This is a genomic window from Streptomyces sp. CGMCC 4.7035, from assembly GCF_031583065.1.
Classification (GTDB): Bacteria; Actinomycetota; Actinomycetes; order Streptomycetales; family Streptomycetaceae; genus Streptomyces; species Streptomyces yaanensis.
Window position 1 is genome coordinate 6,396,225 of sequence record NZ_CP134053.1, and the last position, 21,544, is coordinate 6,417,768.

21 protein-coding genes are annotated in these 21,544 nt (G+C 70.5%); 14 read left to right on the top strand and 7 right to left on the bottom strand.

The window, feature by feature from the left end; all coding sequences use genetic code 11:
- The first annotated feature begins 271 nt into the window (after positions 1-271).
- Together aceE and Q2K21_RS28100 are read left to right on the top strand one after the other, a co-directional pair.
- On the top strand, positions 272-3,019 hold the full coding sequence (gene aceE, locus Q2K21_RS28095; protein WP_310776331.1) for a pyruvate dehydrogenase (acetyl-transferring), homodimeric type: 2,748 nt from the start codon (positions 272-274) through the stop codon (positions 3,017-3,019).
- A gap of 87 nt (positions 3,020-3,106) precedes the next feature.
- Positions 3,107-3,937 (top strand): potassium channel family protein, encoded by an 831-nt coding sequence (locus tag Q2K21_RS28100; RefSeq protein ID WP_310776333.1) that lies wholly within the window; start codon positions 3,107-3,109, stop codon positions 3,935-3,937.
- Positions 3,938-4,080: 143 nt separating this feature from the next.
- Here the strand turns inward: Q2K21_RS28100 and Q2K21_RS28105 are convergent, their stop codons facing one another.
- Positions 4,081-5,709 carry an MFS transporter gene (locus Q2K21_RS28105; protein ID WP_310776335.1) on the bottom strand — a complete coding sequence of 543 codons (1,629 nt, stop codon included), beginning with the start codon at positions 5,707-5,709 and terminating at the stop codon, positions 4,081-4,083.
- Between the two features lie 112 nt (positions 5,710-5,821).
- On the opposite strand from Q2K21_RS28105, the gene Q2K21_RS28110 reads away from it, so the two are divergent.
- The 3 genes from Q2K21_RS28110 (at position 5,822) to Q2K21_RS28120 (ending at position 8,824) form a co-directional block, all read left to right on the top strand.
- Positions 5,822-6,463: a TetR family transcriptional regulator gene (locus Q2K21_RS28110; protein ID WP_310776337.1), complete on the top strand. Its 642-nt coding sequence runs from the start codon at positions 5,822-5,824 to the stop codon at positions 6,461-6,463.
- 232 nt (positions 6,464-6,695) lie between these two features.
- Positions 6,696-7,913: an alpha/beta hydrolase gene (locus tag Q2K21_RS28115; protein ID WP_310776339.1), complete on the top strand. Its 1,218-nt coding sequence runs from the start codon at positions 6,696-6,698 to the stop codon at positions 7,911-7,913.
- Between the two features lie 65 nt (positions 7,914-7,978).
- A complete protein-coding gene (locus Q2K21_RS28120; RefSeq protein ID WP_310776341.1) occupies positions 7,979-8,824 on the top strand; it encodes a DUF4429 domain-containing protein in 846 nt (281 codons plus the stop codon).
- Positions 8,825-8,953: 129 nt separating this feature from the next.
- On the opposite strand, the gene Q2K21_RS28125 is transcribed toward Q2K21_RS28120, so the two are convergent.
- Positions 8,954-9,970, bottom strand: coding sequence for an aldo/keto reductase (locus Q2K21_RS28125; protein WP_310776343.1), 1,017 nt, complete (start codon positions 9,968-9,970; stop codon positions 8,954-8,956).
- Positions 9,967-10,443: a MerR family transcriptional regulator gene (locus tag Q2K21_RS28130; protein WP_310776345.1), complete on the bottom strand. Its 477-nt coding sequence runs from the start codon at positions 10,441-10,443 to the stop codon at positions 9,967-9,969. The genes Q2K21_RS28125 and Q2K21_RS28130 overlap by 4 nt, the downstream gene beginning before the upstream one ends.
- Before the next feature lie 95 nt (positions 10,444-10,538).
- Between Q2K21_RS28130 and Q2K21_RS28135 the strand changes: the two genes are divergently transcribed.
- Positions 10,539-11,018: a GNAT family N-acetyltransferase gene (locus Q2K21_RS28135; RefSeq protein ID WP_310776346.1), complete on the top strand. Its 480-nt coding sequence runs from the start codon at positions 10,539-10,541 to the stop codon at positions 11,016-11,018.
- Positions 11,019-11,037: 19 nt separating this feature from the next.
- Entirely contained in the window at positions 11,038-11,859 is an 822-nt protein-coding gene (locus tag Q2K21_RS28140) for a serine hydrolase domain-containing protein (RefSeq protein WP_310776348.1), read from the top strand.
- A gap of 107 nt (positions 11,860-11,966) precedes the next feature.
- On the opposite strand, the gene Q2K21_RS28145 is transcribed toward Q2K21_RS28140, so the two are convergent.
- Positions 11,967-12,671: a pirin family protein gene (locus Q2K21_RS28145; protein ID WP_310776350.1), complete on the bottom strand. Its 705-nt coding sequence runs from the start codon at positions 12,669-12,671 to the stop codon at positions 11,967-11,969.
- A gap of 81 nt (positions 12,672-12,752) precedes the next feature.
- Between Q2K21_RS28145 and Q2K21_RS28150 the strand changes: the two genes are divergently transcribed.
- The 5 genes from Q2K21_RS28150 to fabF all read left to right on the top strand — a co-directional run bounded on the left by Q2K21_RS28150 (position 12,753) and on the right by fabF (position 17,775).
- The gene (locus Q2K21_RS28150; protein WP_310776352.1) at positions 12,753-13,958 is read left to right on the top strand and encodes a PucR family transcriptional regulator; all 1,206 of its coding nucleotides are present in this window, start codon (positions 12,753-12,755) and stop codon (positions 13,956-13,958) included.
- 89 nt (positions 13,959-14,047) lie between these two features.
- Complete coding sequence (locus Q2K21_RS28155) at positions 14,048-14,986, top strand: ACP S-malonyltransferase (protein ID WP_310776354.1); 939 nt, start codon at positions 14,048-14,050, stop codon at positions 14,984-14,986.
- Between the two features lie 16 nt (positions 14,987-15,002).
- Positions 15,003-16,034: a ketoacyl-ACP synthase III gene (locus Q2K21_RS28160; RefSeq protein ID WP_310776356.1), complete on the top strand. Its 1,032-nt coding sequence runs from the start codon at positions 15,003-15,005 to the stop codon at positions 16,032-16,034.
- A 102-nt stretch (positions 16,035-16,136) separates the two neighbouring features.
- The gene (locus Q2K21_RS28165; protein WP_030545387.1) at positions 16,137-16,385 is read left to right on the top strand and encodes an acyl carrier protein; all 249 of its coding nucleotides are present in this window, start codon (positions 16,137-16,139) and stop codon (positions 16,383-16,385) included.
- 118 nt (positions 16,386-16,503) lie between these two features.
- Positions 16,504-17,775 (top strand): beta-ketoacyl-ACP synthase II, encoded by a 1,272-nt coding sequence (fabF, locus tag Q2K21_RS28170; protein ID WP_310776362.1) that lies wholly within the window; start codon positions 16,504-16,506, stop codon positions 17,773-17,775.
- A gap of 154 nt (positions 17,776-17,929) precedes the next feature.
- Here fabF and Q2K21_RS28175 read toward each other — a convergent pair whose 3' ends face one another.
- The gene (locus Q2K21_RS28175) at positions 17,930-18,424 is read right to left on the bottom strand and encodes a DUF3145 domain-containing protein (RefSeq protein ID WP_310776364.1); all 495 of its coding nucleotides are present in this window, start codon (positions 18,422-18,424) and stop codon (positions 17,930-17,932) included.
- Positions 18,425-18,663: 239 nt separating this feature from the next.
- On the opposite strand from Q2K21_RS28175, the gene Q2K21_RS28180 reads away from it, so the two are divergent.
- Together Q2K21_RS28180 and Q2K21_RS28185 are read left to right on the top strand one after the other, a co-directional pair.
- Positions 18,664-19,566 (top strand): SGNH/GDSL hydrolase family protein, encoded by a 903-nt coding sequence (locus Q2K21_RS28180; protein WP_310776366.1) that lies wholly within the window; start codon positions 18,664-18,666, stop codon positions 19,564-19,566.
- Between the two features lie 10 nt (positions 19,567-19,576).
- The gene (locus tag Q2K21_RS28185) at positions 19,577-20,551 is read left to right on the top strand and encodes an aldose epimerase family protein (protein WP_310776368.1); all 975 of its coding nucleotides are present in this window, start codon (positions 19,577-19,579) and stop codon (positions 20,549-20,551) included.
- A 246-nt stretch (positions 20,552-20,797) separates the two neighbouring features.
- Here Q2K21_RS28185 and Q2K21_RS28190 read toward each other — a convergent pair whose 3' ends face one another.
- Complete coding sequence (locus Q2K21_RS28190) at positions 20,798-21,127, bottom strand: YrdB family protein (RefSeq protein WP_310776370.1); 330 nt, start codon at positions 21,125-21,127, stop codon at positions 20,798-20,800.
- An 11-nt stretch (positions 21,128-21,138) separates the two neighbouring features.
- On the bottom strand, positions 21,139-21,528 hold the full coding sequence (locus Q2K21_RS28195; protein ID WP_310776372.1) for a RidA family protein: 390 nt from the start codon (positions 21,526-21,528) through the stop codon (positions 21,139-21,141).
- Between the last annotated feature and the right edge of the window lie 16 nt (positions 21,529-21,544).

The following is a 21,544-nucleotide window of genomic DNA, read 5'->3' on the forward strand; positions in this document are numbered from 1 at the left end:
AGGCACCGTATCGCGCCCCGAGGTGATCCACACCACACCGTTCTGCCCGGTTTGCGCATTCCGGAATCCTCTACGGGTACGAGACTCGAATGACTTTGCGGGACACGTCACAGCCCGGGCGTATCGTTGCGTTTTGGTCGGGCACGCCCACGAAGCCCGGTCCGTGATGGTGATTACCTCACAGTAGAGATGACGTTCCGCTCCCCCGAGGTACACGATGGGGATCGGTGCAGGCACATGGAAAGTGGCCCTCTGACAGGTAAGGAACAGCGTGGCTTCCGGATCCGATCGCAATCCGATCATCATTGGCGGCCTTCCGAGTCAGGTTCCTGACTTCGATCCCGAGGAAACCCAGGAGTGGCTCGACTCCCTGGACGCCGCCGTGGACCAGCGCGGCCGTGAGCGGGCCCGTTATCTGATGCTCCGTCTGATCGAGCGGGCCCGCGAGCGGCGCGTGGCCGTGCCCGAGATGCGCAGCACGGACTACGTCAACACCATCGCGACCAAGGACGAGCCGTTCTTCCCCGGCAACGAGGAGATCGAGCGCAAGATTCTCAACGCCACCCGGTGGAACGCCGCCGTCATGGTCTCCCGGGCCCAGCGGCCCGGTATCGGGGTCGGCGGCCACATCGCCACCTTCGCCTCCTCCGCCTCGCTGTACGACGTGGGCTTCAACCACTTCTTCCGGGGCAAGGACGAGGGCGACGGCGGCGACCAGGTCTACTTCCAGGGCCACGCCTCGCCGGGCATCTACGCGCGCGCGTACCTGCTGGACCGGCTCACCGAGCGGCATCTGGACGGGTTCCGCCAGGAGAAGTCCAAGGCCCCCTACGGCCTCTCCAGCTACCCGCACCCGCGCTCCATGCCGGACTTCTGGGAGTTCCCGACGGTCTCCATGGGCCTCGGCCCGATCGGCGCGATCTACCAGGCCCGGATGAACCGCTACATGGAGGCGCGCGGCATCGCGGACACCTCCAAGTCGCACGTGTGGGCGTTCCTCGGCGACGGCGAGATGGACGAGCCCGAGTCGCTCGGACAGCTGACCCTCGCCGCCCGCGAGGGCCTCGACAACCTGACCTTCGTCGTCAACTGCAACCTCCAGCGCCTCGACGGCCCGGTGCGCGGCAACGGCAAGGTCATCCAGGAGCTGGAGTCGGTCTTCCGCGGCGCCGGCTGGAACGTGATCAAGCTGATCTGGGACCGGACGTGGGACCCGCTGCTGGCGCAGGACCGCGACGGCGTCCTCGTCAACAAGATGAACACGACCCCGGACGGCCAGTTCCAGACGTACGCGACCGAGTCCGGCGCCTACATCCGTGATCACTTCTTCGGCGACGACCACCGGCTGCGCGCGATGGTCGAGAACATGACCGACGACCAGATCCTGCACCTGGGCCGCGGCGGTCACGACCACCGCAAGATCTACGCGGCGTTCTCGGCGGCCAAGGCGCACAAGGGCCAGCCGACGGTCATCCTGGCCAAGACGATCAAGGGCTGGACGCTGGGCCCGAACTTCGAGGGCCGCAACGCCACGCACCAGATGAAGAAGCTGACGGTCGCCGACCTCAAGCACTTCCGGGACCGTCTGCACCTGCCGATCTCCGACAAGGAGCTGGAGTCCGGCCTGCCGCCGTACTACCACCCGGGCCGGGACTCGGAGGAGATCCAGTACATGCACGACCGGCGCAACGGGCTCGGCGGGTACGTCCCGACGCGCGTGGTGCGCTCGAAGCCGCTGCGGCTGCCGGACGACAAGACGTACGCGACCGTGAAGAAGGGCTCGGGCCAGCAGTCGATCGCGACGACCATGGCCTTTGTGCGGCTCCTCAAGGACCTCATGCGGGACAAGGAGATCGGCAAGCGTTTCGTGCTGATCGCACCGGACGAGTACCGCACGTTCGGCATGGACTCGTTCTTCCCGAGCGCGAAGATCTACAACCCGCTCGGCCAGCAGTACGAGTCCGTGGACCGGGACCTGCTGCTCGCGTACAAGGAGTCCCCGACCGGGCAGATGCTGCACGACGGCATCTCGGAAGCGGGCTGCACGGCGTCACTGATCGCGGCGGGGTCGGCGTACGCGACGCACGGCGAGCCGCTCATCCCGGTCTATGTCTTCTACTCGATGTTCGGTTTCCAGCGCACGGGCGACCAGTTCTGGCAGATGGCCGACCAGCTGTCGCGCGGATTCGTGCTGGGCGCGACCGCCGGCCGTACGACGCTGACCGGTGAGGGGCTCCAGCACGCGGACGGCCACTCGCAGCTGCTCGCCTCGACGAACCCGGGCTGTGTCGCCTACGACCCGGCGTACTCGTACGAGATCGCGCACATCGTGCAGGACGGTCTGCGCCGGATGTACGGCTCCTCGCCCGAGCACCCGCACGGCGAGGACGTCTTCTACTACCTCACCGTCTACAACGAGCCGATCCAGCACCCGGCCGAGCCGGCGAACGTGGACGTCGAGGGCATCCTCAAGGGCATCCACCGCATCAGCGCGGGCACGGCGGGCACCGTCCCGGCGCAGATCATGGCGTCCGGCGTGGCCGTGCCGTGGGCCCTTGAGGCACAGCGGATCCTCGCCGAGGAGTGGAACGTACGGGCCGACGTCTGGTCGGCGACGTCCTGGAACGAGCTGCGCCGCGAGGCCGTCGAGGTGGAGCGGCACAACCTGCTCCACCCGGAGGAGGAGCAGCGCGTCCCGTACGTGACGCGGAAGCTGAGCGGTGCCGAGGGACCGTTCGTGGCCGTGTCGGACTGGATGCGATCGGTTCCGGACCAGATCGCGCGCTGGGTGCCGGGGACCTTCCAGTCCCTGGGCGCGGACGGCTTCGGCTTCGCGGACACCCGCGGTGCGGCCCGCCGCTTCTTCCACATCGACGCCCAGTCGATCGTGGTGGCGGTGCTCACCGAGCTGGCCGCACAGGGCAGGCTCGACCGCTCGGTGCTCAAGCAGGCTATCGACCGCTACCAGCTGCTGGACGTGACGGCGGCCGACCCGGGTGCGGCGGGCGGCGACGCGTGACGCGGCGCTAGCCGTATCGCCCTGAAGGGGTCGAGGGCGGCGGGGCTGACTGCCCCGCCGCCCTTACGCATTCCTTACGATGCGGGCATGGAGGAGCAATCGGCGCAGGACCGCTGGGAGCAGCGCACCCAGCGGCCCCTGCTGGCGCTCGCGGTGGCGTTCGCCGTCGCGTATGCCGTGCCGATCGTGGACAGCTCGGCGAGCCGATTGCTGACGGTCGCATGCACGGTGACGGAGTGGGTGGTGTGGGGCGCGTTCGCCGCCGACTACCTCGTGCGGCTGGCGATAGCCCCGTACCGCAAGGAGTTCGTCCGCACGCACTGGCTGGACCTGTGCGCGGTGGTGCTGCCGCTGCTCCAGCCGCTGCGGCTGCTGCGGCTGGTGTCGACGCTGATGCTGGTGGGGCGGCGGGCGCGGATGGCCTCGCAGATCCGGCTGACCACGTATGTCGCCGGGTCGGTGATCGGGCTGCTGATGTTCGGTTCGCTGGCCGTGCTGTCGGTGGAGCGGGATTCGCCGAACGGGAACATCAAGACGCTGGGCGACGCGGTGTGGTGGTCGTTCACGACGATGACGACCGTGGGCTACGGGGACCACGCGCCGACCACCGGGCTCGGGCGGATGATCGCGGTGGGGCTGATGCTCTCCGGGATCGCACTGCTCGGTGTGGTGACCGCGAACATCGCCACCTGGTTCATCGCGCGGTTCGAGAAGGACGACGTGGAGGAGCAGCGGCAGACGGCGGCGATCGCGGAGCTGACGGAGGAGGTACGGGCGCTGCGGGCGGAGGTCGCGGCGCTGGCGCAGGCGGGGGCTGCAGTGGTTTCGCCCCCGCCGCCCTATGAATTTTCAGCCCCTCCGCCGTTTGAGGAGCGGGGGTCCAGGGGGCGGAGCCCCCTCGGGGACGGGAGTGGGTAGGGGCGGCGGGGGCGACAAACCCGGCCCACGGGCCTGCCGCGCGCTGCCCCCCTCCGGCAGCGCGCCGCAGACGTGGATCACTGTGGCCCGCGGCGCGCGCCGCATGGGAGGGATCTTGAGTGCCTTCACTCGGATAGGCGAACTCAGATGTGCGCCGCTCCCGCACCCGCCTCCGCGTTCTCCCCCCGCTTGGTGAACAGCGCCACCCCCACCGCGACCACCGCGACCACCGCCGCGACCAGGCACGCCAGGCTCATCCCGGAGAGGAACGTGTCGTGCGCGACGCCCGTGATCTTCTCGGCGATCGCGGCCGGCGTCCCCTTCGCCACCGGAGCGACACCCTGCTGGACCGCCTGCGAGGTCTGTTCGAGCTGCGCGGGGGTGAGCGGCGGCAGCTTGGCGGCCGCCCAGTTGCCCGGCAGGTCGTTGTCCACGCGGGAGGCCATCACCGCGCCCAGGACCGCCGTGCCGAGGCTGCCGCCGATCTGCATCGCGGCCTGCTGGAGGCCACCGGCCACACCCGACAGCTCCATCGCCGCGTTGCCCACGATGACCTCGGTGGCGCCGACCATCACCGGGGCGAGGCCGAGGCCGAGCAGGGCGAACCAGATCGACATGACGCCGCTGCCGGTGCCCGCCTCCAGCCTCGACATGCCGAACATCGCGATGGCGGTGAGCGCCATGCCGCCGGCCAGCGGGATGCGCGGGCCCACCTTGGTGATCACGGCGCCGGCGAGCGGCGAGCCGACGATCATCATGCCGGTCAGCGGCAGCAGGTGCAGGCCCGCGTCGACCGGGCTCATGCCGTGCACGTTCTGCAGGTAGAAGGTGACGAAGAACAGGCCGCCCATGAAGGCGATCGCCATGAGCACCATCAGGACGACGCCCGCCGACAGCGCCACCGAGCGGAACAGCCCCAGGGGGATCAGCGGCTCCTTCACCTTCGTCTCCCAGAAGGAGAAGAAGGCGAAGCCCACCACGGACACGCCGATGAACAGCCAGGTCTTTCCGTCGCCCCAGCCCCAGGCCGGGGCCTTGATGAGGGCCCAGACCAGGCAGAACATGGCGCCGGACAGCAGCGCGATGCCGAGCAGGTCGAAGGAGCGCGGCGCGTTCTCGGCGCGGTGGTCGTTGAGGATCAGCAGGCCGAGGACGAGCGCGATGGCGCCGACCGGCACATTGATGAAGAAGACGGACTGCCAGCTGACGTGCTGGACGAGCAGACCGCCGAGGATCGGGCCGCCCGCCGTGGAGGCGCCGATGACCATGCCCCAGATGCCGATCGCCATGTTCAGCTTCTCGGCCGGGAAGGTGGCCCGCAGCAGGCCGAGCGCGGCCGGCATCAGGAGCGCGCCGAACAGTCCCTGGAAGACACGGAAGGTCACTACGAGGGCGATGCTGTCGGACAGTCCGATGGCCCCGGAGGCGGCGGCGAAGCCGACCACGCCGATCAGGAAGGTCTGCCGGTGGCCGAAGCGGTCGCCGAGCTTGCCCGCGGTGATCAGGGTGACCGCGAGGGCGAGGAAGTAGGCGTTGGTGATCCACTGGACGTCGGCGAAGCTGGCGCCCAGGTCCTTGGCGATGGCCGGGTTGGCGATGGCCACGATGGTGCCGTCGAGGGCGACCATCATCACGCCGATGGCGACGGCGACGAGGGTGAACCACGGATGTCCGCGCAGCCCGCGCTCCTGCGCCGGCTCCGGCGGGGCCAGCGACCTGCCGGATGTCTTGTCCCCCGGTTCCGTCGCGTCGACGGTGGTCTGACTAGTCATGCGTTCGAGGCTAGTGTCAGCCGCTGACAATTGACAAACCTATTCACAAGTCGGTAACTGTCACGACACCCGCCGATAGGCTGAACCGGGCGGATGAACGAAATGAGGACACATGGAGACGGCGTCCGGCCCAGGGCTGCGTGAGCGCAAGAAGCAGCGCACCCGCGACGCGCTGCTGCACGCCGCCTTGGAGCTGTTCCTCACCCACGGGTACGAGCGGACGACGGTCGACGAGATCGCCGAGGTCGTCGGGGTCTCGCAGCGCACCTTCTTCCGGTACTTCACCGGCAAGGAGGAGGCCGTCTTCTTCGCCCATTCCATAGCGGAGTCGCAGTTCGTGGACGCGGTGCGCCACCGCCCGCCCGACGAGGCGCCGCTGGAGGCGCTGCGGCAGGCGGTCCTGGAGGGCTGGGACGGCATCGGCGAGGCCATCGAGCAGATCGTCCCGCTCGAACTCCATCTGCGCACCTACCGGTTGATCGAGTCGACGCCGGTCCTGTTCGCCACCCATCTGCGTCGCCAGGCGGAGCTGGAGGAGGAGATCGCCCGCGTGATCGCCGACCGCGAGGGGCTCGACGTGGACGCGGACCCGCGGCCACGGGTCGCGGTGGCCGTGTTCGGTGGGGTGATGCGGGTGACGGAGCGCCTGTGGAGCACGGACGGGGACGTCAGCCTGTCCGCGATGCGCGAACTGACCCTCTCGTACCTCGACGCCGTGGGTCCCGCACTGGCGGAGAAATGGCGCATGGAGTGAGACCGCGTCACATCCCGACGCGTCAAGCGGATTCCCGGCGCGCAAGCCGCCACGCGCGACCGGCCGAGTGAAGGAACGATCACACAGAGCGTCAAGTGACGCACACCTCATCGACGCAGCGTGACCATCAGGCGTAAATCGCGTCCGATTTGCCGCAATTGTCTCACGCGAAACGTGAGACGCGTCACTCGGCCAACGCGAGACACTCTCGTTCTCCTAGTGTGTCCTTCCAGTGACTTCCTTCGACACATCCCCGCAACTCAACGTCTGGCGCGCGCTGCTCGCGTTGGGCGTGGTCTTCGTGATGCTCGCGACGACCGGCTGGACCGCCGTGCGCAGCCATCGCACCGCCTCGCCCCTGGAGGCGTCGCGCACCGCGTGGGAGCACGGAAGGATCGCCGGGCACCGCCTGCCCGACCCGGCCGCGAGCCCGGCCCTGATCGCCCAGTTCTTCGCCTCGCTCAACGCCCACCAGCGCTCCCGGCTCGCCCACCGCTACCCGCTCGCGGTCGGCAACATGAACGGGGCGCCCGTACGGCTGCGCTACGACGCCAACCGCATCGCCCTCGACAAGCAGCGCAAGGTCGAGCGGGCCCGGATGCACGACGACCGGCTGTCGGCCGTCGGCCAGCAGGCGGCGGGCCGGCGCATGCACCGCTTCGAGTCGCTGATGCGGAATAACCGGCAGATCCTCGCGTTCGACCCGGCGGGCTCGGGCCGCGTGGCCGAGGTCTTCGGGAACCTGAACAAGGCCGAGCGGATCTCCGTCGTCGTCCCCGGCGTCGACACCGACCTGCTCACCTTCCAGCGCACCTTCCGCAAGTACTCGGCACCGGTCGGCATGGCCAGGTCGCTGTACACGGCCGAGCGCGCGGCGAGCCCCCTGACCCGTACGGCCGTGATCGCCTGGGCGGACTACACCTCACCCGGCGGAATCGGCGTGGAGGCGGCCACGGCGATGCGCGCCGAGGAGGGCGCCGTCCGACTGAACGCCCTGGTCCGCGCCCTGCCCGGCAGCTCGCCCGTCCAGCTGTACTGCCACAGCTACGGCTCGGTGCTGTGCGGCGTCGCCGCGCACACAGTGCCGTCGCGGGTGTCCGACATAGCCGTGGCGGGCAGCCCCGGCATGCGGACCGAGACGGCCGCCGGACTGCACACCACGGCCCGGGTATGGGCCATGCGGGACGCCGACGACTGGATCCAGGACGTGCCGCACCTGGAGGTCGGCGGCCTCGGTCACGGAGCCGACCCGGTCTCGCACGACTTCGGGGCACGGGTGCTGTCCGCGCGGGACGCGAAGGGTCACGCCGGATATTTCGAACCGGGCACCGACAGTCTGCGCAACTTCGCCGAGATCGGCGTCGGCGCGTACCGCGCGGTGCGGTGCGCACATGACGATGACGCGTGCCGGACTGGTTTGTCCGGTACGACGTCGGCCGGACGCGCGTAGAAAACCAGGTATTGCGGTCTGTCGGGGGAGTCACGAAGGAGCTCGTGCCGCATACGATGACCCGTATGGGTGACGTACTGGCCGGATTTCATGCCGCCTGGGAGTTCCAGTCCGACTCCGTGCTCATCCGCTTCGAACGGGGGATTCGTACGCCGAAGCTGTTCCAGGCGCTCGGCGAACGCCGTATCCCCCTGGAGGCGATCGCGGGGGTGACGCTGACTCAGGGCAAGCGCGGGACGGTGGTCCTGCACGCTGTGCCGAGGCCCGGCGCCGACCCGCTGATGGAGGCGGCGGACGGGCAGCTCAAGGAGACCTCCGACCCCTACCGGCTGGTCCTGCCCGCCGACCGCGAGACCCTCGCCGAGTACTACGCGGACGAGTTGCGCGCCCTGCTCACCGGGGACGGCGGCCCGGCCGACCGGTTCCTGGTCGCGCCGCCCGAGGCGCCGCTGCAGTTCAAGGCCTACGACGCGAAGGCGTCCTTCGACGGCAGGGCGGTGTCCTTCCGGTGGTTCTGGACGGGCGCGTCCTCCGCCAAGTGGAAGGCCGGCGACCAGAGTTTCCCGGTCACCGGCCTCAGTGGGGTGGAGTGGCGCTCGCCGGAGGTCTTCGAGGGGCATCTGCGGCTGTTACGGCGGGACGGCATGCCGCCGGCTCAACCGGATCAGGACCCGGCTGCTGTGGTCTTCGGGCTCGGCTATGGACCTGTGCACGAGTCGTTGCCGTTCGCTGCCGCGGTGCTGGCCGCGGTGCGGGCGGCGGGCCCCGCCCCGGCCGCGGTGCCCGCGGCTCGCCGGGACCCCGCGGACATCGCCGAGCGGATCCGGCATCTCGGGGAGTTGCACGAGGCGGGGCTCGTGACGGACGAGGAGTTCTCCTCGAAGAAGGCGGAGTTGTTGGCGGAGCTTTAGCGTCTGCCGGGCACGGACCGACGTCGGCCGCGGGCCGTGTGTCGTTGCTCACGCCCACGCGGCGGAGCCGCATATGTCACAGCCCCGCACCCCTGAAGGGGCGCGGTTCCCCACCGTCCCACCGAACCCCTACTCCCTCCCCGCCGACGCGAACCGCATGTCCGGGTAGCGGTCGCCTGCCACCTTTGAGGCGATCGGTTCCAGCAGCGCCAGTTCGGCCTCCGTCAGGACGATCCTCGTCGCCGCCACGTTCTCCTCGACGCGTGAGCTCTTGGTCGTGCCCGGGATCGGGACGACCGACAGGCCCTGCACCGCCGCCTGCTGCTGGACCCACGCCAGCGCGATCTGCGCCGGCGAGGCACCGTGGGCCTCGGCGACGGACCGGACCGGCTCCAGGAGCGCCACGTTGGCGGCCGCGTTCTCGCCCGTGAAGCGGGGCAGCGTACGGCGGAAGTCCTGGTCCGTGAGGTCCGTGTCGGCGTTCGAGAAAGAGCCCGTCAGGAAGCCTCGGCCCAGCGGCGAGTACGGCACCAGGGCCACGCCCAGCTCCTTGGCGGCCGGTACCACGTTCGCCTCGATGTCCCGGCTGAACAGCGACCACTCCGACTGCACGGCGGCGATCGGGTGCACGGCCCGGGCCGCGCGCAGCTCGCCCGCCGTGACCTCGCTCAGGCCCAGGTGCTTGACCTTGCCCTCGCGCACCAGCTCCGCCATGGCGCCGACGGTCTCCTCGATCGGCACGTTCACATCCCGGCGGTGCATGTAGTAGAGGTCGATGACGTCGACGTCCAGGCGCTTCAGGCTCGCCTCGACGGACTGCCGGACATACGGCGGGTCGTTGCGGATGACCCGCTTCGTCGGGTCGTCGGGCGAGGTCGTGATCGCGAACTTCGTGGCGATGACCACCTCGTCCCGGTGCGCCTTGAAGAACGGCGACAGGAACTTCTCGTTCTCCCCCGCGCCGTACATGTCCGCCGTGTCGTAGAGCGTGACGCCCAGCTCCAGCGCCCGCTCCAGGGCGGCGCGCGACTGGCCGGCGTCCGCGGGACCGTACGCCCAGCTCATGCCCATGCAGCCCAGGCCCTGCACGCCCACCTCCGGGCCGTCGGTACCGAGGGGGGCCTTCGCGATCCTGCTGTCCGTCATCGGGGCCTCTCCGACGCCAGGGCGCGCCCGGCGTCCGCGTAGAAATCGATCTTTCGGTTCAGCACCGCGAGCGTGTCCTGAAGCTCCGCGATGCGGGCGAGCACGTCCTGGCGGGTCGCCTCCAGGAGTTCGTAGCGCTCGCCGTAGGTGTGGTCCCCGGCGCGCACCAGTTCCGCGTAGCGCACCATGTCGGCGACGGGCATACCGGTGAGCCGGAGCTTGCCGACGAGGTCGAGCCATCTCAGGTCGGCGTTGCAGTAGCGACGCTGGCCGGTGTGGGAGCGGTCGACGTGGGGCATCAGCCCGATCCGCTCGTACCAGCGCAGGGTGTGCGCCGTCAGACCGGTGAAGGCGACGACCTCACTGATCGTGTAGCTGTCCTGCCCGTCCGGGCGCGGGTGCCCCACGGGCGGCACTTCGCAGACGTCGGTCCCGTTTTCGGCCGCCTCGGCCAAGGTCTCGATCACCGTCATGGCCTCCACGCTAAAACCTTCGAGTGCACTCCAAGCAAGCGGAATCCGGGGAAAATACGGAGACCGGGCGGGCGGGCGTGACTAGCGTGCGCCTCATGAGTCTTGTACGCCGGGCCGTGCCCGAGGATGCCGAAGAACTGCTGCGCCTGCGCCAGGTGATGATCGACTCGGTCTTCACGGCCGGCTCCTCCGGCTCAGCCACGCAGTGGCACGCGGAGTCGCTGCCGACCGTACGCCGTCGGCTCGCCGATCCGGACGGCGGCTTCGCGGCGTTCGTGGTCGACCACCCGGAGCGGCCCGAGGCGCTGGCGGCGCTGGTGGCCGGGACGATCGAGTACCGGATCGGACGGGCGGGCAATCCGCACGGGCGGGTGGGACACGTCTTCAGCGTCGCCACGGACCCCGACGCGCGCCGCCGCGGGTACGCCCGCGCCTGCATGGAGACGCTGCTGGACTGGTTCCGGGAGCGGGACGTCCGGCAGGTGGACCTGAACGCGTCCGCCCAGGCCGAGCCGCTGTACGCGTCGCTGGGCTTCGTGCGCAAGCCGGACCCCTCGATGCGGCTGGAGCTCTGAAGCGCTTAGCCTCGTACGCATGTCGTTGCAGAGCCTGGCGCTGATCGAGAACTGGCCCGTCCCCACCGCCGCTGCGGCCGTCGTGCGTGCGGACGGGGGTGTGCTCGGGACGCACGGGCCGGCCGGTCACCGTTTCCCGCTGGCCTCGGTCACCAAGCCGCTCGCCGCGTACGCGGTGCTCGTCGCGTACGAGGAGGGGGCGATCGAGCTGGACGAGCCCGCCGGGCCGGCCGGTTCGACGGTCCGTCATCTCCTCGCGCACACCTCCGGGCTGGCGTTCGACGAGCACCGGGTGACGTCGGCTCCCGGTGAGCGGCGGCTGTACTCGAACGCCGGGTTCGAGGTACTGGGCGATCATGTGGCGAAGGCGACGGACATCCCGTTCGCGGAGTACCTGCGGCAAGCGGTGCTGGAGCCGCTCGGCATGACGTCGACGAGCCTTGAGGGCTCCCCGGCGAAGGACGGTGTCTCGACGGTCGACGACCTCGTGCGCTTCGCCGCCGAGGTGCAGGCGCCGCGGCTGCTGGATGTGCGGACGGTGGCCGAGGCGATGACGGTGCAGTACCCCGGGACGAAGGGGGTGCTGCCCGGGTACGGGCATCAGAACCCCAACGACTGGGGGCTCGGCTTCGAGATCCGCGACGGGAAGTCACCGCACTGGACGGGGAGTTCGTCCTCGCCCAGGACCTTCGGGCACTTCGGTCAGTCGGGTACGTTCCTGTGGGTCGATCCGGAGGCGGGGGTGGCGTGCGTCGCCCTGACGGACCGGGCGTTCGGGCCTTGGGCGGTCGAGGTGTGGCCTGTCTTCACGGATGCGGTGCTGGCGGAGGTGCGGGGCTGAGGTCCGCCGTCGAGTGCGGCTGGTTCTTTTCGCCCCCGCCGCCCCTACCTTCCCGTCCCTGGGGGCTGCGCCCCCAGACCCCCGCTGTCGGCCTTGCGGCCTCGTCCTCAAACGCCGGACGGGCTGGAGAGGTCCCCGGAGTCGGACGGGTCAGGGGTGGCCGGCATCTCCCACATCAGTAGCTCCGCCCCTGTCACCCCCACCGCTTCCAAGCCCTCCGCCCCCGTGATCCGCGCCGCGTCCCCCGGGCCCAACTCCTTCCCGGCCAGCCGTACTTCGCCGCGTACGACGTGCACGTACGCGTACGCGGCGTCCGGTACCGCCGTCCGCTCCCCCGCTGCCAGGCGGCGTACGTGGAGCATCGCGCCCGCCTCCGGGACCGCGTAGGGGGTGGAGTCCGCGATGCCGTGGACCACCTCGTACGCGGGGTCGCCGCCCGGTTCCAGCGGGGCCAGCCACATCTGGACGAAGACCAGGGGGACCTCGGCGTCGTTGCGTTCCACGTGGCGGACGCCGCCCGCCGCGCTCAGGCGCTGGACGTCGCCGGGGCGGATCACCGATGTGCGGCCCGTGGAGTCGCGGTGGGTCAGCTCCCCCTCCACGACCCATGTGACGATCTCCGTGTGGCTGTGCGGGTGCTCGTCGAAGCCCGCGCCCGGTGCGAGCCGCTCCTCGTTGCACGCGATCACCGCGCCGAAGCGAAGGTTGTCCGGGTCGTAGTGCGGACCGAAGCTGAAGGCGTGCAGGGACTCGATCCCTGCGGCCGGGTCCCCTCCGCGGTAGCGCTCACCGGCGCGCCGTACGTCCATCACGGCACCCACCGTAGCCCCGTCCTCCCCGCCCTCCGGGACCCGCGCCGCGCGGTCCCGTCCCGATAAGGCAGTCTTGTCCCCGTGCCCGAACCCGAAGCCAGCAAGGCCCCACCCGCAGCTCACTCCGTCCATCCGCACTCCGCGACCCTGAAGCGGCTGGAGAGGTCGTCCGGAAGCCTCGCCGCGCAGGCCATCGCGCGCATGGACGAGACGCTGTCGTGGTACCGGGCGATGCCCCCGGAGAACCGTTCCTGGATCGGGCTGGTGGCCCAGGCGGGTATCGCCGCGTTCACCGAGTGGTTCCGGCATCCGGATGCCCCGCAGGCCATCTCCACCGATGTCTTCGGGACCGCTCCGCGCGAGCTGACGCGCGCCATCACCCTGCGGCAGACCGTGGAGATGGTGCGGACCACCATCGAGGTCATGGAGTCCGCCATCGACGAGGTGGCCGCTCCCGGTGACGAGTCCGTGCTGCGCGAGGCGCTGCTCGTGTACGCCCGTGAGATCGCCTTCGCCACCGCCCAGGTCTACGCCCAGGCCGCCGAGGCCCGCGGCGCCTGGGACGCGCGGCTCGAATCGCTCGTCGTCAACGCCGTGCTCAGCGGGGAGGCCGACGAGGGGGCCGTCAGCCGGGCGGCCGCGCTCGGCTGGAACTCGCCTGAGCATGTGTGCGTGGTGCTGGGGACCGCTCCCGACGGTGACTCCGAGCTGACCGTCGAAGCCATCCGGCGGGCCGCCCGGCACGCCAAGCTCCAGGTGCTCACGGGTGTGCTCGGGGACCGGCTCGTCGTGGTCGCCGGGGGCAGTGACAATCCGCTCGCCGTCGCCAGGTCGCTGATCGGGCCGTTCGCCGCGGGACCCGTCGTCGCCGGTCCCGTCGTACCCGATCTGCTCGCCGCGACCCGGTCCGCCCAGGCCGCGGCCGCGGGCCTCAAGGCGTGTTCCGCCTGGCAGGACGCACCGCGCCCGGTACTGGCAGACGATCTGCTTCCGGAGCGTGCCATCGCCGGTGATCCGAGCGCCCGCGAACAGCTGGTGGAGGAGATCTACAGACCGCTGGAGGAGGCGGGCTCCGCGCTGCTGGAGACCCTCAGCGTGTATCTGGAGCAGGCGTCCAGTCTCGAGGGCGCGGCCCGGATGCTCTTCGTTCACCCGAACACCGTGCGCTACCGGCTCCGACGTGTGACTGACGTCACCGGTTGGTCGCCCTCTGATGTACGCTCCGCGTTCACGTTGCGGATCGCGTTGATCCTGGGGCGGCTGACCGAGGGAGAACCCCAGACCTAACATTTTGTCGGGGGCCCACAAAACCCCCTGCCGTTCTTCGTCCCTGTCCCCACGGGCGGCCCCGGCCGTCCCCAAGAGAGAGTGTGAGAGTGCTCGTACTCGTCGCTCCCGGCCAGGGCGCCCAGACGCCCGGCTTCCTGACCCCCTGGCTCGACCTCCCCGGCGCCTCCGACCGTATCGCCGCCTGGTCGGAGGCCATCGGGCTCGACCTCGCCCACTACGGCACGCAGGCCGATGCCGACGCCATCAGGGACACCGCCGTCGCCCAGCCGCTGCTGGTCGCAGCCGGTCTGCTGTCCGGCGCGGCACTCGGTATCGACACACTTGCCGCTGACGCGGCGGGCACCCCCGGCGCGGTCGCCGGCCACAGCGTCGGCGAGATCACCGCGGCCGCCTTCGCGGGCGTCATCGACGACACGGCCGCGCTGACGCTCGTCCGCAAGCGGGGCCTGGCCATGGCCGACGCGGCCGCCATCACGCCCACCGGCATGTCGGCCCTGCTCGGCGGCGACCCCGAGACGACGATCCCGCACCTGGAGAAGCTGGGCCTGACCCCGGCGAACGTCAACGGCGCCGGCCAGATCGTCGCCGCCGGCACCCTGGAGCAGCTCGCCGCCCTGGAGGCGGACAAGCCGGAGGGCGTACGCCGTGTCGTCCCGCTGAAGGTGGCCGGCGCGTTCCACACCCATCACATGGCCCCCGCGGTGGACGCCCTCGCGCACGCCGCCGAGGCGCTGACGCCGGCCGACCCGAAGGTCACCTACGTCTCCAACAAGGACGGGCAGACCGTCGAATCCGGTGCCGAGGTGCTCAGGCGCCTGGTCGGCCAGGTCGCGAACCCGGTCCGCTGGGACCTGTGCATGGAGACCTTCGGAAAGCTGGGTGTGACCGCGTTGATCGAGGTGTGCCCGGGTGGCACCCTCACCGGTATCGCCAAGCGCGCGCTGCCGGGCGTCAAGACCCTCGCCCTGAAGACCCCCGACGACCTCGCCGCCGCTCGCGACCTCATCGCCGAGCACAGCGCCTGATTAGGAGCCCGAGAGCATGTCGAAGATCAAGGCGCGCAAGGGCGCTCCGTACGCGCGCATCCTCGGTGTCGGCGGCTACCGGCCCGTGCGGGTGGTGCCCAACGACGTGATCCTGGAGAAGATCGACTCCTCCGACGAGTGGATCCGCTCCCGCTCGGGCATCGAGACCCGGCACTGGGCGAACGACGAGGAGACCGTCGCCGCGATGTCGATCGAGGCGTCCGGCAAGGCGATCGCCGACGCCGGGATCACCGCCGAGCAGATCGGCGCGGTCGTCGTCTCCACCGTCTCGCACTTCAGCCAGACTCCGGCCATCGCCACCGAGATCGCCGACAAGCTCGGTACCAACAAGGCCGCCGCCTTCGACATCTCGGCGGGCTGCGCGGGCTTCGGCTACGGCCTCACGCTCGCCAAGGGCATGGTCGTGGAAGGCTCGGCGGAGTACGTCCTCGTCATCGGCGTGGAGCGGCTGTCGGACCTGACGGACCTTGAGGACCGGGCCACCGCCTTCCTGTTCGGCGACGGCGCGGGCGCGGTCGTCGTGGGCCCCTCCGAGGAACCGCACATCGGCCCGACCGTGTGGGGCTCGGAGGGCGACAAGTCCGAGACGATCAAGCAGACCGTTCCGTGGAACGAGTTCCGGCTCGGCGACGTCTCCAAGCTCCCGCTGGACAGCGAGGGCAACGTAAAGTTCCCCGCGATCACGCAGGAGGGCCAGGCGGTGTTCCGCTGGGCCGTGTTCGAGATGGCGAAGGTCGCCCAGCAGGCGCTGGACGCGGCCGGGATCACCGCGAACGACCTGGATGTCTTCATCCCGCACCAGGCCAACGTGCGGATCATCGACTCGATGGTGAAGACGCTGAAACTGCCGGAGCACGTCACGGTCGCCCGCGACGTGCGCACCACCGGCAACACCTCGGCCGCCTCGATTCCGCTCGCGATGGAGCGGCTCCTGGCGACCGGCGAGGCGAAGAGCGGCGACACCGCGCTCGTCATCGGCTTCGGGGCGGGTCTCGTCTTCGCCGCGACGGTCGTTACCCTCCCCTAGGCACTCCGTGCCGGATCATGCGGTCCGGTGCGGGAACTGCAGGCACCTGTCGCTGACGCGGCAGGCGTCACACCCTCTGGAATCTACGAAGGAGCGCCTGACATGGCCGCCACTCAGGAAGAGATCGTCGCCGGTCTCGCCGAGATCGTGAACGAGATCGCCGGGATCCCCACCGAGGACGTCCAGCTGGACAAGTCCTTCACCGACGACCTGGACGTCGACTCGCTGTCCATGGTCGAGGTCGTCGTCGCCGCCGAAGAGCGCTTCGACGTGAAGATCCCGGACGACGACGTCAAGAACCTCAAGACGGTCGGCGACGCCGCTGACTACATCCTCAAGCACCAGGCCTGATCGACCGATCACCTGGGCTGACAGCCCACGCCGGGCCGGTGGCCCGGTCTCGGGCCGTCGCCCCGCCACCCGGCGGTGGCGCCGCTGAATCCTCGTATCCGTTGGAGAAAGAATTCCCGTGAGCTCGACCAATCGCACCGTGGTCGTCACCGGTATCGGCGCAACCACACCGCTGGGTGGCGACGTGGCCTCTACCTGGGAGGGTCTGATCGCCGGCAAGTCCGGTGTCCGCCCCCTGGAGCAGGAGTGGGCCGCTGAGCAGGCGGTTCGCATCGCCGCGCAGATCGCTGTGGAGCCGTCCGAGGTCATCCCGCGGCCGCAGGCCCGCCGTCTGGACCGCTCGGCGCAGTTCGCGCTGATCGCGGCCAAGGAGGCCTGGGCCGACGCCGGCTTCACCGACCGGGCGGGCGAGGACGCAAGCGTCGACCCCGACCGTCTCGGCGCGGTCATCGCCTCCGGCATCGGCGGTGTGACGACCCTCCTCGACCAGTACGACGTGCTCAAGGAGAAGGGCGTTCGCCGTGTCTCCCCGCACACCGTGCCGATGCTGATGCCGAACGGCCCGTCCGCCAACGTGGGCCTGCTCGTCGGCGCCCGCGCCGGTGTGCACACCCCGGTCTCCGCCTGTGCGTCGGGCGCCGAGGCCATCGGCTACGCCATCGAGATGATCCGCACCGGCCGCGCCGACGTCGTCGTCGCCGGCGGTACGGAGGCGGCCATCCACCCGCTGCCCATCGCCGCGTTCGGCAACATGATGGCGATGTCCAAGAACAACGACGACCCGCAGGGCGCCTCGCGTCCCTACGACGTCGCCCGTGACGGCTTCGTCCTCGGCGAGGGCGCGGGCGTCCTCGTCCTGGAGTCGGCCGAGCACGCCGCCAAGCGCGGTGCCCGCGTCTACGCGGAGGCGGTCGGCCAGGGCATCTCCGCCGACGGCCACGACATCGTGCAGCCGGAGCCCGAGGGCCGCGGCATCTCGCACGCCCTGCAGAACCTGCTCGACAACAGCGACCTGGACCCGGCGGAGATCGTGCACGTGAACGCGCACGCCACCTCCACCCCGGCCGGTGACGTCGCCGAACTGAAGGCGCTGCGCAAGGTCTTCGGCGACGACGCGGACCACATGGCGGTCTCCGCGACCAAGTCGATGACCGGTCATCTGCTCGGTGGCGCGGGCGGCATCGAGTCGGTCGCCACCATCCTCGCGCTGTACCACCGCGTCGCCCCGCCGACGATCAACGTCGAGAACCTCGACCCGGAGGCGGAGGCCAACGCGGACATCGTTCGCGGCGAGGCCCGGAAGCTTCCGGTCGAGGGCCGCATCGCCGCCCTCAACGACTCCTTCGGGTTCGGTGGGCACAACGTGGTGCTCGCGTTCCGTACGGTCTGACAGTTCTGAACGGCGTGTGGCCCGGCCCCTGACAGGGGTTCGGGCCACACGCCGTTCTGCTGTCTCTTGTCGGCCGGGGGCGGTCCGACAGTGGTTGCTCGCGCCCACGCGGCGGAGCCGCACATGTCACAGCCCGCGCCCCTTACGGGCGCTGTCAGACCACCTGGTGCAACCAGCGCACCGGAGCTCCCTCACCCGCATACCTGAACGGCTCCAGCTCGTCGTCCCACGGCTTGCCCAGGAGCTTGGCCAGTTCGGCCTCCAGGTCCGTCTCGCCGCGCTGCGAGCGTACGAGGGCGGCGCGCAGCCGGTCCTCGGGGATCAGGATGTCGCCATGAATGCCGGTGACCGCGTGGAAGATGCCCAGGTCGGGGGTGCAGCTGTAGCGCTCGCCCTCGGCGGTCGGGCATGGCTCCGCGGTGACCTCGAAGCGGAGCAGATGCCAGCCGCGCAGCGCGGAGGCGAGCTTGGAGGCGGTGCCGGCCTCGCCCTGCCAGGAGAACTCGGACCGCCAGGTGCCGGGGGCGGCGGGCTGCCGGATCCAGTCGAGGTTGACGCGCGTCCCCAGCACGCCCGCGACTGCCCACTCGACGTGCGGGCACAGTGCGCGTGGCGCGGAGTGCACGTACAGGACTCCACGTGTCGTCACCTGAACCTCCGGGCAGACCGCGACATCTTGTAACTTTACGGAAAGGGTGTGGCAGGGCGGCCACGGGGCGAGGCTACCGTGCGGCGGGGCAAGGAGTGTGACGTACCGTCGGTCCCGGTGCTCCCAAACCCCAAGGTTTCACCCAAGGGGACGCGGGGCTGACCCAGCGTGTTCGAAGCGCTGCCGAACGAGCCCGCACGGATGGACCAGCCGGGTACGACGAACGAGGGGACCAGGGGATGCGGAAGCGCAGCCACCGTTCGCGGGCAGCCGTCGTGATCGCGGCGGCGGCCGTTCTCGGGCTCGCCGGATGTGACGCCTCCGGTGGCAACGAGGCCGCCCCGCAGGACACGACCGCCAAGTCGCACCCGTCTCCGAAGCCCACCCCGGCATGGGACCGCTCCCCCGCCTCGATCGCGGCCGTCGGCGACTCCATCACACGCGGCTTCGACGCCTGCACCGTGCTGTCCGACTGCCCCGAGGTGTCGTGGGCGACGGGCAGCGACCCCGGGGTCGACAGCCTCGCCGTACGCCTGCTGGGGGCGGCCGGTGCCGCGCGGCGCAGCTGGAACTACGCGGTGACCGGGGCCCGGATGGCCGATCTGCCCGGTCAGGTCGCGCAGGCGGCACAGCGGAAGCCGGAGTTGGTGACGGTGATGGTCGGCGCCAACGACGCCTGCCGCCCCAGCACCTCCGCGATGACCTCGGTCACCCGCTTCCGCGAAGGGTTCGAGGACGCGATGGACACCCTGCGCGAGTCGCTGCCCAGGGCGCAGGTGTATGTGTCCAGCGTGCCCAACCTGAAGCGGCTGTGGTCGCAGGGGCGCACCAGCCCGCTCGGCAAGCAGGTGTGGAGTCTGGGCATCTGCCCGTCGATGCTGAGCCACCCGGACGCGCTGGACGCGGCGGCCGGCAAGCGGCGCGACAAGGTGCAGGCGCGGGTGACGGCGTACAACCGGGTCCTGGAGCAGGTGTGCGCGAGGGACCGGCGGTGCCGCTTCGACGGCAACGCGGTGTTCCACTACCGCTTCGGCACCGAACAGTTGAGCCACTGGGACTGGTTCCACCCGAGCCGCAACGGTCAGGCGCGACTCGCCGAGATCGCCTACCGCACCGTCACGGCCAAGGACCCCGTGACCTAGTGTTTTCCACATGAGCGAACTTTTCGGCACACTTTCCGACGGCACGCCGGTCCACCGCTGGACGCTGGAGCGGGGCGGGGTGCGGGTGCGCGTCCTGTCGTACGGCGGAATCGTGCAGTCGGTCGAGGTCCCCGACCGGAACGGGCGCCCGGCGGACGTGGTGCTGGGCTTCCCGGGCCTGGACGGCTATCTGGCCCATCCCGAGCCGTACCTCGGGGCGCTGGTCGGGCGGTACGCCAACCGCATCGGGGGCGCCCGCTTCCCGCTCGGTGGCCGGACCTACGCACTCGAACCGAACAACGGACCGAACTCGCTGCACGGCGGCGAGGGCGGCTTCGACAAGCGCGTGTGGGACGTGGAGCCGGTCGAGCACGGCGTACGACTGTCCCGGGTGAGCCCGCACGGCGAGGAGGGCTTCCCGGGCCGCCTGGAGGTGTCGACGACCTACGCCCTCGACGCGGACGGCGCACTGCGGATCGCGTACGAGGCGGTCACGGACGCGCCGACCGTGGTGAACCTGACGAACCACTCGTACTGGAACCTGGCCGGCTCGGGGAACGCGGGCGGGCACGAGCTGCGGATCGCCGCCTCGCGGATCACGCCGGTGGACGGGGACCTGATCCCGACCGGCGAGCTGGAGGACGTGGACGGCACGCGCTTCGACTTCCGGGCGTCCCGGAAGGTGGGCTCGGGGTACGACCACAACTTCGTGCTCGACAAGGGTGTCACCGGGGCCCCGGTCGACATTGCCGAGCTGCACGAGCCGGCGTCCGGGCGGGTCCTCACCGTGGCCACGACCGAGCCCGGGATGCAGCTCTACACCGGGGACCACCTCGGCGACCCGTTCGCCCCCGGCGACGGCATCGCGCTGGAGACGCAGCACTTCCCGGACTCCCCGAACCGGCCGGAGTTCCCGAGCACGGAGCTCCGGCCGGGCCAGGTGTACCGCTCGGAGACCGTGTACGGCTTCGGGGTACGGGGCTAGCCGCTCGCGCGCGGGCCGTCGGCGTAGGCGCCCCGCGCGGCGCGACGGGCCCGGCTGAGAAGCGACGAGCCCCGGTCCAGGGGTCAGGTCCCGGACCGGGGCTGTTCGGCGGGGAACTCGTCCCGCCTCAGACGTTAATCGTCGCGGTGACCCGGCGGTCCACGATCGAGCGGCCGGCCCGGATCTCGTACGAACCCTTCACAACCGCTACGTGTCCAGCGAGTGCTGCACCGGACGGCCACGGCCCTACTGGTGCCAGAGGACGGCCAGCGTCTTGCTCACCACGCAGACGACGGCGAAGCCGATCGCCCAGCCGTCGGCCCCGGCGAGCGACAGCGCGGCCGCACCGGCCCCGAACCAGAGCAGCTCGAAGCCGACGCGGACGGCGCCGTGCGTCTTGTACGTCGCCTTCTGGGAGCCGAACAGCGCCCACAGGACGATCAGCACGGCGGGCGCGCCGAGGCCGAGCAGCCAGGCGAGCGGCGTCGCCACGTCGCGGGTGAAACCCCAGTAGCCGACGGCCGCGAGGGCGCCGAGCTCGATGAGGAAGAGGACGCCCAGGTTCGCTGCCTTCATGCGCGGCAGTATCACCCGGCCGCGGGCACCGCCGCCACGACCTCGACCTCGACCTGCGCCTCGGGACGGAAGAGGCGGGGCACCTCGAAGGTCATGCTGGTGGGCGGGGTCCCGGTGAGGAACTCCCGTCGTACGGCGCCGTATTCGTCGAGCCGGGTGACGTCGGTCAGATACGTACGGATGTTGATGACGTCCGCCAGGCTCGCGCCGTGCGCCTTGAGCAGGGCGTCGATCGTCTCGAAGACGCCACGGCTCTGCTCGGCGAGCGTCGCGCCCTCGGCGATCTGGCCGGAGAGGAACAACAGCGCGCCACCGTCGGCGTATTCGACCCGGGCGACCTGGGAGTAGTAAGGGCTGAGGGGTTGGGGTGCGGAGGCGGGGTTGTCCAGGCTGATCTGCATGCCGTCGACGCTAGGT

Coding starts and splice junctions, on each gene's coding strand:
- Q2K21_RS28100 (WP_310776333.1), top strand. CDS start 3,107: ATGGAGGAGCAATCGGCGCAGGACCGCTGGGAGCAGCGCACCCAGCGG.
- Q2K21_RS28105 (WP_310776335.1), bottom strand. CDS start 5,709: ATGACTAGTCAGACCACCGTCGACGCGACGGAACCGGGGGACAAGACA.
- Q2K21_RS28110 (WP_310776337.1), top strand. CDS start 5,822: ATGGAGACGGCGTCCGGCCCAGGGCTGCGTGAGCGCAAGAAGCAGCGC.
- Q2K21_RS28120 (WP_310776341.1), top strand. CDS start 7,979: ATGGGTGACGTACTGGCCGGATTTCATGCCGCCTGGGAGTTCCAGTCC.
- Q2K21_RS28125 (WP_310776343.1), bottom strand. CDS start 9,970: ATGACGGACAGCAGGATCGCGAAGGCCCCCCTCGGTACCGACGGCCCG.
- Q2K21_RS28130 (WP_310776345.1), bottom strand. CDS start 10,443: ATGACGGTGATCGAGACCTTGGCCGAGGCGGCCGAAAACGGGACCGAC.
- Q2K21_RS28135 (WP_310776346.1), top strand. CDS start 10,539: ATGAGTCTTGTACGCCGGGCCGTGCCCGAGGATGCCGAAGAACTGCTG.
- Q2K21_RS28140 (WP_310776348.1), top strand. CDS start 11,038: ATGTCGTTGCAGAGCCTGGCGCTGATCGAGAACTGGCCCGTCCCCACC.
- Q2K21_RS28160 (WP_310776356.1), top strand. CDS start 15,003: ATGTCGAAGATCAAGGCGCGCAAGGGCGCTCCGTACGCGCGCATCCTC.
- Q2K21_RS28165 (WP_030545387.1), top strand. CDS start 16,137: ATGGCCGCCACTCAGGAAGAGATCGTCGCCGGTCTCGCCGAGATCGTG.
- Q2K21_RS28180 (WP_310776366.1), top strand. CDS start 18,664: ATGCGGAAGCGCAGCCACCGTTCGCGGGCAGCCGTCGTGATCGCGGCG.
- Q2K21_RS28185 (WP_310776368.1), top strand. CDS start 19,577: ATGAGCGAACTTTTCGGCACACTTTCCGACGGCACGCCGGTCCACCGC.
- Q2K21_RS28190 (WP_310776370.1), bottom strand. CDS start 21,127: ATGAAGGCAGCGAACCTGGGCGTCCTCTTCCTCATCGAGCTCGGCGCC.
- Q2K21_RS28195 (WP_310776372.1), bottom strand. CDS start 21,528: ATGCAGATCAGCCTGGACAACCCCGCCTCCGCACCCCAACCCCTCAGC.